The following is a 12673-nucleotide window of genomic DNA, read 5'->3' as shown; positions in this document are numbered from 1 at the left end:
AATCAAATAACAAATAAATATGTTAGCAATACGATAAACATCAAAGAGGTTAAAATTAAAAGGGAACAGCACCCGCTGCCCCCTCCCTCTTAATTATAAAATATCCATCCAAATTTTGATTGATGTTGCCAGAATTAAAACAGACAATATGACTTGGAGGATTTTTGTATTCACTCTCTTTCCTGCAGCTGCTCCTAATGGTGAAGCAATTAAGCTGGCAATGATCATTATGGCAGCAGGAATATAGTCCACCTGTCCGGTTGCCAATTTGCCAGCTGTAGATCCAATCGATGAAATAAATGTAATGGCCAGTGATGTCGCAATCGTCATCCTTGTAGGGATCTTCAATACAACCAGCATAATAGGAACAAGTAAAAATGCACCTGCTGCACCTACGATTCCAGCTCCGATGCCGACGATCAAAGCAAAGAAGGCTGCAAGCCATTTATTGAACTTTACTTGATCCAAGGGTATATCATCCAAGCCCTTTTTCGGCACGAACATCATGACTGCCGCTATTAAAGCCAATACCCCATATACAAGATTGATGCCGCCTTCAGTCATAAACCTTGAACCGTAGCTTCCGATTAAACTTCCGATTAGTATTGCTGAACCCATATAAATAATAAGTGTTTTATTCAGGTATCCGCCTTTTCTGTAAGCCCAGACACCCCCGATTGTTGCAAAAAACACCTGTACTGCACTGATTCCGGTTACTTCGTGAGCAGAAAAAGCAGCTAATCCAAATAATGGCGGAATGTATAAGAGCATAGGATATTTAATGATTGAGCCTCCAATTCCTACCATGCCGGAAATGTAAGACCCGATAAAACCAATTAAAAATATAACGAATAAAAAGGTCAAATCCATGTGGCTATCTCCTCCTTTTAGCGATAAAAGGGAGCAGCCCCCCCCTTTACCTTTCAATAGATTAGCCTTTTTTTATCCAGAACTTTAAAGTTCCGCTGTCATCCTCATGTTTTAATAGCTCATGTCCTGTTGACTCTGTCCAGGCAGCCAAGTCTTTAACTGCACCTTTGTCGGTTGTATGAACTTCAAGCACCTGGCCTGATTCGATTTCCCCTATTGCTTTCTTTGTTTTTACGATTGGCATTGGACAAGCTAAGCCTTTTGCATCCAGCACTTTTGCTGCGTTCATGTTTCCATTCCTCCATTGTTTAAAATTATCTAATTTAACGTTATATGAAATCAGATGATTATCTTACAGCACAGCGGTTAGGACCAATTTCCATCTCTCTCTGTTTTTCTTCATCCGGGTTGATTTTCCCCATATTTGTTTCACGGATTTCCTGATAAGCATTTGGCTGAGGAGGAAGGTTCTCAGAAACTAATTTTCTGAACTCTCCTTCATCATCAATTTTTAATCCATGATTCTCAGCAAATAATGTGCCAAGTTTCTCAGAAACACTGCCATCTTCATTTAACTCATCAATGATCATGAAGTGTGCAGGCATAACAGCTAATTCACTTGATAGCTCCTTATATCGCTTATAAAGTGTTTCCCTTAAATCGCCAGCCCAGGCACCGGCTTTTCCTGCAAGGTCAGGTCGGCCAATTGAATCGATGAATAGAATATCTCCTGATAGAAGGTATTGATCATCTACCACAAATGATGTGGATCCAATTGTATGGCCTGGTGAATAAACAGCTTGAATGCTGATCTTAGTAGAACCAATCATTACTTCACTTTCATCTTCAAGGCTTTTGTAATCAAATGTTACTTCTTCAGCATCCTTGGGAGGAAGCCAGTATGAAGCACCTGTTTTTTCAGCAATTTTTCTTCCGCCTGAGATATGGTCAGCATGCAGATGTGTATCAAATACATGCTTGATCTCTGCATTCTTTTCAGCAGCAAAATCAGTAAATACGTCTGTCATTCTTGTTGCATCGACAATCGCTGCTTCCCCATTAGAAATAACCATATATGATAAACATCCTTTACCAATGCGGACAAATTGGTACATTTCGCCCCCGTCCTTCAAGTCTCCTACCTTAACAGGCTCAAGGTGTTCGCTCCATGCTTTCATTCCGCCCTTCAGGTAAGAAGCCTCTCGTCCAGCTTCTTCAAGCATTTCTGCAATCATGACAGAAGATCCTTCTTTTGCACAAACGATTAAAAGTTCTTTATCAGCTGGAATTTTATCCAGAATTGACTCTACTCCATCAAGAAGATCGAAGTAGGGAACATTCAAGTATTCAAAGGTTTTTCCTTCAATCTTCCAATCATTAAAGTCACTTTCATTGCGCACATCCAGTATAAATAGCTCTTCATTTTCAATAACTTTTTTTGTTACTTCTTTAGCTGTCATTGCTTTCATAGTTTTATACCCCCTACTGTATACTTTCTTTTAAAATTTTTTAGTTCACTTTAGTTTCTGTCGGTCCATTCCAACCAGACATACCCGGCACTACATTAATTATGCGGGTGAAGCCTTTATCGCTTAATGCCTGTGAAGCCATACCACTTCGGCTGCCTGTACGGCATACTACATAAATCTTTTTATCTTTATTCAGCTCTCCCATTCGTTCTTCAAGTTCACCAAAAGGGATAGAAACAGCGTTTGGAATATGTTCAAATGCAAATTCAGCCGGTTCCCTTACATCAAGAACGTCAATCTCTGAATTTGATTCAAGTTCTTTTTGAAGATCTTCGTTAGAGGCAATAGTCTCAAAATTTGCTGCTTCTCGCTCTTCATTTTCACTTGCTTTGCGGATATAGTGCATAAGCACATCACCTTCTTCAATTGTTCCAAGATATTGATGTCCTGAACTTTTTGACCAGGCCTGAATGTCTGCCTTTGAACCTTTATCCGTTGCAAGCACCCCAAGTACTTCACCGGGATTTATATTATTTATTGCTTTTTTTGTTCTTACAATTGGCATTGGACAAGCAAGGCCTTTTGCATCTACCGTAAAGTTTGCTTTTAATGTTTTCATTTAGAAATCCCCCTATTATAAAAATTTGGTTTAGATGAATAAGTTTACATTTCCATCTTCTGCATCAGCCAAGTAGGCTGCTACACCAGCATATTCAACGCCATCAATAATTTCATCTGGTTTAAAGCCCAGAAGATCAACTGTCATCTGACAGGCTACCAGCTTTATATCCTGCTCTTTTGCCATTTCAATCAAATCCTTTACTGGCATCGTGTTGTGCTTTTTCATAATATCTTTAATCATTTTAGGACCCATGCCAGCCATATTCATTTTTGAAAGACCCATTTTTTCAGGACCTCTAGGCATCATTTTTCCAAACATTTTTTCCATAAATGATTTTTTCACTTGAATAGACTCATCTTTCCTTAGAGCATTCAGTCCCCAAAAAGTGTGAAAGATTGTTACCTCATGGTCATAAGCAGCTGCTCCGTTGGCAATGATATAAGCTGCCATCACCTTGTCATAATCTCCGCTAAATAGAACAATTGTTGTTTTCTTCTTATCCATTCTTCTCCCCCTCTTACCCCAATGGGTATTTATATAATCAAAAAAATATAGTTTTTTATTGTGTAAAGAAAATCAGCAGCATCATAATCTCCTCTGCATTATTCATTCAATTACAGTTCATATAATATACCCTATATGGTATTATGTCAATAACTTGATCCAATCTTATTGTCAAAAAAAAACACCCAAACGGGTGTTTTTAATCACTGTCTTAACAGCAATCACTTTCGTTGCCTAATAAGACTAGTCTTTCATTTTCCTGATCATGGTCCAGAATCATACTTTCTGTATGCTGCTTGATCTCCGGGTCAAATGCAACTTGAATTTCATTGATTGTCTCGATTATATCGTCTGCTTCCGGCTCATCCAGAGCCAGTCCAATTTGTGGGCCTCCTCAGCCAAAGCCTGCGAAATAAACTCTAATGCCACCCGTATCTTTCTCTTGAAACACTTGCTTCAATAGGTCACGAGCTGAATCTGTAATTTTCAAGATTATCATCCTTTCTTTAGTTTATAAATGGATTCAAGCTATATCAGTAACTGGTAAGTCATTAAATAACCTATTCCAATACCCCCGCCTGTACACGTTAATATTACTGCAATACTCCTTAGGAAGAAAGTATTTAGTTTATATCCTGTCCATTTTTTAATAAACCTCTTTTTATTGCTCAACCTGAAAAAGACGAACCACTTCAGATGTGGTTCGTCCTCCATTGTTATAAGTATTTTCTATGAATGCTCTTCCCGTCGTAAGTGAAAAGCATATTTTTTCCTTCAACCATGGTTTCCATATGAACTCCTCTTCCCCAAAGCTGGTATACGTATGGGAGTACTTTTTCAAGATATTTAAGATCAAGCTCCACTCCTTCAAACCAATGCTTGAGGTAAAGCTCTCCATTCTTCATATAATCGCCGTCATTAACCGTCAAATACGGGAATCCTCCATTTACACGCATGCTGACAAGCTGATCCCGAACATGCTCCCACTGTTTATCAACAATTTTATAATCCTTTCCCTGCTTTTGAAAAAGGTACATATCTTCTCTCATGACAAGGTCTTTTGTTAAATAATTTCTCAAAAAAGAAATATCGGATTCGATTTCACGCACCTCAAACATTTTTTCCCTGCCTGAACCTGGAACTGCACCGCGCCTCTTCATTTCCTCCGTCGGGTTGTTATACCTCTCTTCAATATCTTCAAAAATTTTCAGGCCCAGATAATATGGATTGATTCCGGTTCTGGACGGCTGAACCACTCCGGCATTCAATTTGGCAAATTCAAGCGCTTCTGCAGATGTCAAATCCATTTCCCTTAAAATACGCTGATGCCAATAGGAAGCCCATCCCTCATTCATGATTTTTGTTTCGAGCTGCGGCCAAAAATAGAGCATTTCTTCCCGCATCATAGTTAAAATATCCCGCTGCCAGTCGGTTAGCTCCCTGCTGTAGCTTTCAATAAATAATAGTAAATCCTTTTCGGGTTTTGGAGGGAATTTCTTTTTCTTCTTCTTTGGCTCATGCTTTTTGTTCCTTTCATCCAAACCCCATAAATCATCATAAGGGCTAGGCGCTGCCGTATCACCGCTGCTTTCATATTCATCTTCCGTACTCCAGGCGAGCTTAGGTCTCATAAGAGACGGATCAATATGTTCTTCAATTGCCAGCACTGCATCCAGGAAAGTTTCCACTTCCTTCTTCCCAAACTCAATTTCATATTGCCTGATTCTTTCGGCGGTGGCAGCCATGCTCTCTACCATGTCCCTCTTTGTGTTTTGAAAACGGACATTATTTTTAAAGAAATCGCAGTGTGCTAAAACATGCGCCACAATTAATTTGTTTTGAATAAGGGCATTGGAATCGAGCAGAAACGCGTAGCAAGGATCCGAATTGATTACAAGCTCATAAATTTTTGATAATCCTAAATCATAATGCAGCTTCATTTTATGAAACTGTTTTCCAAAGCTCCAATGCGAAAACCTGGTCGGCATGCCATAAGCGCCGAATGTATAAATGATTTCTGCAGGACAAATTTCATACCTCATTGGGTAATAGTCCAAGCCAAACCCATTTGCAATTTCAGTAATTTCCTGAATGGCATATTCCAATGACTTATTTTCTTCTTCTCGCATTGCCACTCCCCCTTTTAGTCCTTACCATAATCTATGAACCAACAAGAGGATTGATGAGTAGTCTCTTCATAAGCTTGTAACAAATTACATCAAAAAGCGGAGCATTTCGCCCCGCTTTTCATTTGGATTTACTCATCAAATTCGGCTTTTAATACTTTTCCTGTTTCAGCATCAATATCAACATCTGCTTCGCCTTTATTTGTTTGCAGTTCAACTTCATATAGGATTTGTCCATCGTCTTCATCTATTTCAATTTCTTTCATCGTTCCATTAACTTCTTTTTCAGCTATTTCAATAGCCTTTTGTTCGGAGATTACATTTTCCCGATTTACCTCTTTTTCAGACTGATCATCGTCATCATCGTCGTTTCGCTCTTTATTAATTGAAATGACTTCACCATCTAAGGCGTGAACTTTAATATCGAAATCTTCTTTCCCGTTCTCAATATCAATTTCATAATACTGTTTGCCATTTGCTCTTTCCAATTCAATGCTCTCTACTCTTCCCTCTGCTTCAGAAAGAGCAATCTTTTTCGCTTCTTCAACAGTAATCATATCCTGTGCAGCTTCTTTTTTACTCCCAGTGCTTCCTTTTCCATTCGTATCTGCTGCACCTGCTGCAACAGCACCTCCCAGCAATAAGGCTCCTGTCAAAGAAATAACTGCAAATTTTTTGTTCATTTTATTTTTCCTCCTTTTTCTTTTCTACATGTTCAATATAACCGGTGAAAATGAGAGAAAAAGGATAAGAAAATTAAAATTTGATGAGAAAGGGATTAATCATCCCAGGTAACCGACAACACTTCTCCTGTAATAGCATGGATCTCGACAGCTGCCTCCCTGCCATCATCCTTTTCTATCTCAACAAGATAAGAAGGTCCCTTGTCTGTTTCTCCAAAGCTGATATCATCCACTTCCCCAGGTTCATTTTTTAGAGCAATTTGGACAGCTTCCTCTTCGGTTAGATTTTTTACAGGGACCTTTGTTTCCTCAGCAGCACGGGATAAAACTTCTCCATTCAGAGCATCAACAGTAATCTTAATCTTCTCTTCATCTTTCTGAACGATTGCCTCGAAGGCTGATTTTTCTTTATGAGTCACTTTTTTAATGGAGAGTAATTCACCAGATTCTTCTGCCTGAATAATTTCCTTTATTTTTTCTTCATTAAGCTGCTTCTGTTCACCATTAGAAATTTGATCTTTTTTTTCAAAAGAAAGAATTTCTCCTCCGTTTTCACTCAGCTTTATTTGATAGAACCCTTTGCCTCTTTTCATTTCAATCAAATAAGTGCTGTTCACTTTTTTCAAATTCAGAATTTCACCCTGATACCGGTCTTTTATTATCTCCATGGCTTCACTTTCAGTAATTGATTCTGAAGCCGAGACATTTGTGAATTGTATTACAGCAAATACAAGGAGCGCAGCCAGCAAAAGCCCCGAAGCTGAAATTATTATAAGTTTATGCTTCATTTCCTTACACCTCTCCACTTGGCTTATTTCTCTATTATCTGATAATAACATGAGAAAATGATGAGAATGGTTAAGTTATTTTAATTCTTATGGATGCTGCAGTTCCCAATCCTTCAGTACTTTCGAGCCTGATCTCAACCCCAAGAGCATCGGCGATTTCTTTGGCAAGGGACAGTCCCAGTCCCGATCCTCCTGTTTTTCTGTTTCTTGCCTCATCTACCCGGTAAAAACGGTCAAACACTCTTGGCAGATCCTTCTGGGGAATACCCATGCCGCGATCTTCAATCCGGATATAAACCTTACTTTTCTCTGTCCCGATAGTAACCCTTATGATATCATCACTGTATTTCCTGGCATTATCCAGAAAAATAAACAGAAGCTGCTTTAATTTATTTTCATCCGTTTGAATAAAGGTATTTCCAGCCAAACTGGATTCCAACTGTATAGTCCTTTTAAAAGCATCTCCATAAGTCCGGATGACCTGGGTTAAAAAACGGTTAAGATCTATCATCTTCAAATCGAGCATCCACTGATCATCATGCCGTGCAAGCAAAAGAAGCTGTTCTGTCATTTCCTTCATTCTTAATGCCTCTGAATGAATGGCTTCTATTGATTCATTAAATAATTCAGGTTCTTTCAATCCCCTTCTCTTAAGCAGGCTTGAATAACTCTCAATAACAGTTAATGGGGTTTTTAATTCATGGGAAGCATTTGATATAAAAAGTTTTTGCTTTTCATAATTGGATTCAAGAAGATCTATCATATGGTTGAAGGTTTCACCCATTTGATGCAGCTCATCCTGGGATTTCCCCTCCAGTTCAAGACGCTTGAATTGGCCGCTTTTTCTAATTTCTTTCATGGTGGCTGTCATTGTCGCAACTGGCCTTGTAATAAACTTACTGAGGATAGCGCTGGAAATTAGAACTGGAATCATTGCCAGGACTGTCACAATCCCCAGAACGAAGCGTAGAGTCCTTAATATATTTTCTGCACTTTCCATGCTTCTGGCCAGCTGAAAGCTCCCTATTTCACCATCTGGAAGGATCACAGGTGCAGACGCAAACATATAGACCTTCTTATCAATCTCCATTGTTTTTATCAATTCACTGCTGATATACTCTGCAGGTATTTTACTGAGCGCCTTTTCATCGGAGGATGCGGAGGTTACTGCCTTTTTATCTGGCTGAACCAGTCTCACCATTCCGCTTGACGGAACAAAAGCTCTAAGCAAATCATCTTCTGGAACATTCCCGATTGATCTTTGCGCAATCTTTGTAATATTAGCCATTTCATTTGAAATGGATGCCTGCTCATTTTCATATATTAATTTGCTGAAAACAGCATACACAGCGATATTCATGATAAGCAGAAGTACTGCAAAGAGAACAGTTGTATACAAATATATTTTCTTCCGAAGATTCATTTCGTCTCCTTTAATACATACCCTACTCCGCGAATTGTGTGAATAAGAGCTGGCCTCTCAGGCATGTCTATTTTCTTGCGCAAATACCTGATATAAACATCAACTACATTTGTGTCCCCCAAAAAGTCATATCCCCAAACGGCCTCCAAAATCTGTTCCCTGTTCAGGACCTGTCTTTTATTTGTCATTAAATAAACAAGCAAATCAAATTCTCTTGGGGTGAGTTCTATGGCCTTATCTCCCCGGCTGACTTCTCTTGTTTTTTCATTGAGCTTTAAATCTGACACTTCCAGACAGTCATGAACTGCAGGTTCCTCTGTACCTGCTGACTTTATTCTTAGTGCAGCCCGTATCCTGGCAAGCAGCTCTTCAATCTGGAAAGGTTTTGTTATGTAATCATTGGCACCCAAGTCTAAACCCGATACTTTATCTTCCACTGAGCTTTTAGCCGTCAGGAGCAAAATGGGGGTTTGTTTATCCTTGCTGCGAATTCTTCGCAGAATTTCTATCCCGCTAAACCCAGGAAGCATAATATCCAGAATAATTAAGTCCCATCTTCCAGTCCGGTATAACTCCATTGCCTGATAGCCATCCATTGCCTTTGTCACTTGATAGCCCTCGAATTCAAGTTCAATTTCCAGAAGCCTCGCAATTTTAGCTTCATCTTCCGCAACAAGAATTGATTCCTTCAAAAAACTCACTCCCTATATTTGACGGTTTTATTCATAACCCAAGAGTATCAGAAAAATATTTTTTTATCATTATTTTAAATAAGGAGTTTGTTTGCCAAATACAATGAAAAAAGCTCCCGAAGGAGCTTACTGCGTTTTTCTCTCTACAGATAGGCTTACCGCTTTGTTATCCTTAAGGTTATGTGTGACCCTAACCAGCACGGTTACAGGCTTCCCATCTTCCTTTACAGTAAAAGTGAAGGTGTCTGTTACATCTGTTTCAGTAACTTTTTGCCTTCCTCCATACTGATAATCCACCACTTCTTCTCCAGGATAGTCTTCTTTCACAACTGCGATGGCAATTCTCCCATACTTTTCATAATCCGGTTTTTGGACAGCTCCTGCCAGTGAGCCTCCCCCGGCTAATAAACAAACCAGCATAAACATCGATAAATACTTTTTCATATATCCTCCAAAGCATGTGTCGTTAATTATATTTTTGTCCCAGTCATCAATTTTATGTATGGTATTTGTCTTATAAATGGATGTGGCCAATATACAGGTAAATGATGAAAACCCTTGTAAATCAACAAGTCCAAGATTTACTTCGAAATAAAATTCTGCATCATCATAAACTATAATCAACTCCTGAAAGAGGAGGAGAGGACAAATGAATAAAGTGGATTATGACCGGGCGCTATATTATACGCACCGGTCAGAATGGGATAACCTGCTGATCCTGATGGTCAGAACAGATGATCAATTTCTTTCGAAGAAGATCGAACATTTTCTTCATGCCTACAACTTCGAAAAAGACTATTCTGTCATTGAGAAACATTTATATTCACTGCTGAGATATATTGACCATGCCAATGAATTATCGGAAAAACAGCTGCCAAACACTGTATTTTATGAACTAACTTAAAAAAAGAATTCCACCAATAATAAAACACGGATTTTTTGGTCCGTGTTTTTTTTAATTAATTATTTTAATTCCTGCTTAATCTGGCCATATGCCTTCATATATACCTGAAGTTCTTTCATTAACCCCTCAACAAGTTGGGCAGGTTCCTCATAAAGGCCATCATTTTCATAATCAAAACAATGCGGATCCAGGACCAGCTGCTTAGGAATGACATTGGCATATACGCCTCTGCCGGCAATTCTTAAATTATTCAGGGCATTGATGCCGCCTTTTCCGCCTCCTGCCACAACAAGCAAGCCGACTGGCTTATGGGCAAATTGCTCACTTCCGAGAAAATCCAGCGCATTCTTTAGAGCTCCGCTCATGGCACTGTGGTACTCAGGGGAAGCTAGAACGACCCCATCAGAGTCTGCAATCTGCTGGCGCAGCTTTCTAACGGCAGGCAGCTGATATTGATCTTCTGTACCATTATATAAAGGAATTTCTCCAAGACTTAAATCGATCAGTTCAGCGTTATATTTCCTTGCAATATAACGAGACGCTATTCCCGTTCTTCCTTTCAATCGCGGGCTTCCATTAATAATTGTAAGCTTCATCATAAACTCTCCTTTTAGTTCCTATACTACTTAGTATATAGAAGTTTGCATTTTTAAACATCGTCAGTATGGCTGAGTTTTACAAAGCTTATCTTAGGACTAATTCAGTGAATACCTCCTGCAACTTTAGGATGATTTTTCTTAATTTGACTCTGCAATACCATGACGAACTGCATAAAGTGCTGCCTGTGTTCTGTCCGCAAGTTCCAATTTGGACAATAAGTTGGAAACATGGGTCTTGACTGTCTTTTCTGTTATATAAAGGGATGAAGCAATTTCTTTATTGCTCTTCCCTTTTGCAATCTCCCGCAGAACCTCCAGTTCTCTTTTTGTCAGTTCTTCCAGCGGCTGTCTTTCTGTACTGTTTTTATTCGTTAAATGTGTGAGCAGATGGGAGGTGGCTTTTGGATGCAGCTGGTTCTCCCCTTTCATCAGCTGGATAATTGCCTGGACAAGAATATCCGGCTCAATATCCTTCAGCTGATATCCTGAGGCCCCTGCCTCAATTGCCGGAATCACATGATCCTGATCTGAAAAGCTTGTAAGTATCATGATTTTCACTTCAGGGCAGCTCGCTTTAATTTGCCTGGTGGCTTCAATACCATTCATAACAGGCATATCCAAGTCCATTAATACAACATCAGGCTGATTCGTTTGCATCATCTCTACAGCTTCACGGCCGTTCTTTGCTTCTCCGATGATTTCTATTTCCGGCTGTGTTTTCAGAAAAAATACAAGACCCCTTCTTACAACATGATGATCGTCCGCTATTAAAACCTTGATCGCCATCTATTTCCCTCCCTTTTCCAAAGGAATGATAATTTCAATATTCGTTCCTTTGTTTGGCTCTGTTTTTAATTTAAATAAACCATTCAGTGCTTCCGTCCTTTTCTTCATGCTTTTGAGGCCGAGGGAAGGGATATCGTTTTCTCTATAATGAAACCCTCTGCCGCAATCGGAAATCACCATTGAAACTGTTTTTCCATCCACTGTCAGTGCTAAGTCTGCCGTTGATCCACCAGAGTGTTTTTTGCAATTTGCCAGTGCTTCCTGGCCAATTCTCCAAAGTGTCTCTTCAACTTTTCCAGGCAGACAGATCACACCTTTTACTTTTGAATTCAGCTTCAGGCCAAGCATTTGGCTGTATGACTGCATAGCACATACAATCCCATTTTCCAGCCCTCGGGGTTTCAGCTGCCAGATCAGTGCCCTCATCTCGCTTAAAGCTTCCTGTGCGAGATCCTGCATGTAGGAAAAGGTCTCTTTAATTTCAGGGTTATCAGTCATTTCAGCCCCTCCTCTCGCCGTTAAGCTTAAGGAGAACAATAGCTGGTTGACTGAATCATGCAGGTCCCTTGCCAGCCTGTTTCTTTCCGCAGCAAGAGCCGTCTCCTGTTCCAGCTGTGTCAGCTTGATTCGTTTTATAGCCGTTCCGATCTGAAAAGCCACAGATTCAAGCAAAGCCAATTCTTCTTGTGAAAAATGAGTTTTATCAGGTGAGCCGATATTAAGGATCCCAAATTTTTCTTTCCCTGCTCTCAGCGGGACGGAGGCATGATGGGTAAGCCCATTGGTATCCATTCTTTGCTCAGCAATGGCATCTTCTATTCTTTTGCATTCAATAATGTTCGAAGCTTTGTTTAATCTGCCGTCATTATAGCGGTCAATACACCAGCAGTCTCCATTGCACATTGGTTTGCAGTTATCCGCGGCAAGGGCAGGGGGCAGTTTTTCTTCTGCTGCCAGGCGGAACGCCCCTTGGCTATCAATTAAAAATACCCATCCCGTTTCAAGGCCGGTAATATGAAGCAATTTTTGCAGAACCTCTTTAAGAAGGGAATCAATTTCCGTTCCTTCATTCAATATTTCTGCTATTTCTTTTAATATTTTGATTTCAGATTGCCTTTTTTCCCCTAACACCCTTATCCCCCTTGGAACTGTCATATTATGTACTCTCATTATATAACTTTTTTTCCCTTTCTTCCTTGGCATTTGG

The 12673-nt window shown here is 39.6% G+C and carries 15 protein-coding genes; 1 reads left to right on the top strand and 14 read right to left on the bottom strand.

What is annotated here, in order from left to right; all coding sequences use genetic code 11:
- Positions 1-93: 93 nt before the first annotated feature.
- The 11 genes from A361_RS06625 to A361_RS06570 form a co-directional block, all read right to left on the bottom strand.
- Complete coding sequence (locus A361_RS06625; RefSeq protein WP_019381387.1) at positions 94-870, bottom strand: sulfite exporter TauE/SafE family protein; 777 nt, start codon at positions 868-870, stop codon at positions 94-96.
- Between the two features lie 61 nt (positions 871-931).
- Positions 932-1159, bottom strand: a complete 228-nt coding sequence (locus tag A361_RS06620) for a sulfurtransferase TusA family protein (RefSeq protein ID WP_009331497.1) — start codon at positions 1157-1159, stop codon at positions 932-934.
- A gap of 58 nt (positions 1160-1217) precedes the next feature.
- Positions 1218-2339 (bottom strand): MBL fold metallo-hydrolase, encoded by a 1122-nt coding sequence (locus A361_RS06615; RefSeq protein WP_009331498.1) that lies wholly within the window; start codon positions 2337-2339, stop codon positions 1218-1220.
- 40 nt (positions 2340-2379) lie between these two features.
- A complete protein-coding gene (locus A361_RS06610) occupies positions 2380-2958 on the bottom strand; it encodes a sulfurtransferase TusA family protein (protein ID WP_009331499.1) in 579 nt (192 codons plus the stop codon).
- Positions 2959-2988: 30 nt separating this feature from the next.
- Complete coding sequence (locus tag A361_RS06605; protein ID WP_009331500.1) at positions 2989-3465, bottom strand: DsrE/DsrF/DrsH-like family protein; 477 nt, start codon at positions 3463-3465, stop codon at positions 2989-2991.
- Between the two features lie 716 nt (positions 3466-4181).
- Positions 4182-5594 carry a SpoVR family protein gene (locus A361_RS06595; RefSeq protein ID WP_009331501.1) on the bottom strand — a complete coding sequence of 471 codons (1413 nt, stop codon included), beginning with the start codon at positions 5592-5594 and terminating at the stop codon, positions 4182-4184.
- 128 nt (positions 5595-5722) lie between these two features.
- The gene (locus A361_RS06590; protein ID WP_009331502.1) at positions 5723-6274 is read right to left on the bottom strand and encodes a PepSY domain-containing protein; all 552 of its coding nucleotides are present in this window, start codon (positions 6272-6274) and stop codon (positions 5723-5725) included.
- Positions 6275-6369: 95 nt separating this feature from the next.
- The gene (locus tag A361_RS06585; RefSeq protein ID WP_009331503.1) at positions 6370-7062 is read right to left on the bottom strand and encodes a PepSY domain-containing protein; all 693 of its coding nucleotides are present in this window, start codon (positions 7060-7062) and stop codon (positions 6370-6372) included.
- Positions 7063-7132: 70 nt separating this feature from the next.
- Complete coding sequence (locus tag A361_RS06580; RefSeq protein ID WP_009331504.1) at positions 7133-8485, bottom strand: HAMP domain-containing sensor histidine kinase; 1353 nt, start codon at positions 8483-8485, stop codon at positions 7133-7135.
- Entirely contained in the window at positions 8482-9177 is a 696-nt protein-coding gene (locus A361_RS06575; protein WP_009331505.1) for a response regulator transcription factor, read from the bottom strand. Before A361_RS06575 ends, A361_RS06580 begins: the two co-directional genes overlap by 4 nt.
- 126 nt (positions 9178-9303) lie before the next feature.
- A complete protein-coding gene (locus tag A361_RS06570; protein ID WP_009331506.1) occupies positions 9304-9621 on the bottom strand; it encodes a DUF3889 domain-containing protein in 318 nt (105 codons plus the stop codon).
- 205 nt (positions 9622-9826) lie between these two features.
- Here A361_RS06570 and A361_RS06565 point away from each other — a divergent pair, with 205 nt between their 5' ends.
- On the top strand, positions 9827-10081 hold the full coding sequence (locus A361_RS06565) for a YhdB family protein (RefSeq protein ID WP_009331507.1): 255 nt from the start codon (positions 9827-9829) through the stop codon (positions 10079-10081).
- 59 nt (positions 10082-10140) lie between these two features.
- Here A361_RS06565 and A361_RS06560 read toward each other — a convergent pair whose 3' ends face one another.
- The 3 genes from A361_RS06560 to A361_RS06550 form a co-directional block, all read right to left on the bottom strand.
- On the bottom strand, positions 10141-10677 hold the full coding sequence (locus A361_RS06560) for an NADPH-dependent FMN reductase (RefSeq protein ID WP_019381385.1): 537 nt from the start codon (positions 10675-10677) through the stop codon (positions 10141-10143).
- A 141-nt stretch (positions 10678-10818) separates the two neighbouring features.
- The gene (locus A361_RS06555; RefSeq protein ID WP_019381384.1) at positions 10819-11466 is read right to left on the bottom strand and encodes a response regulator; all 648 of its coding nucleotides are present in this window, start codon (positions 11464-11466) and stop codon (positions 10819-10821) included.
- The gene (locus A361_RS06550) at positions 11467-12597 is read right to left on the bottom strand and encodes a GAF domain-containing sensor histidine kinase (protein ID WP_019381383.1); all 1131 of its coding nucleotides are present in this window, start codon (positions 12595-12597) and stop codon (positions 11467-11469) included. It lies immediately after the preceding gene.
- Between the last annotated feature and the right edge of the window lie 76 nt (positions 12598-12673).

The organism is Cytobacillus oceanisediminis 2691 (assembly GCF_000294775.2).
GTDB lineage: Bacteria > Bacillota > Bacilli > Bacillales > Cytobacillaceae > Cytobacillus > Cytobacillus pseudoceanisediminis.
Note: the sequence above shows the minus strand (reverse complement) of the source record. Positions and strands in the feature narration are given on the sequence as shown.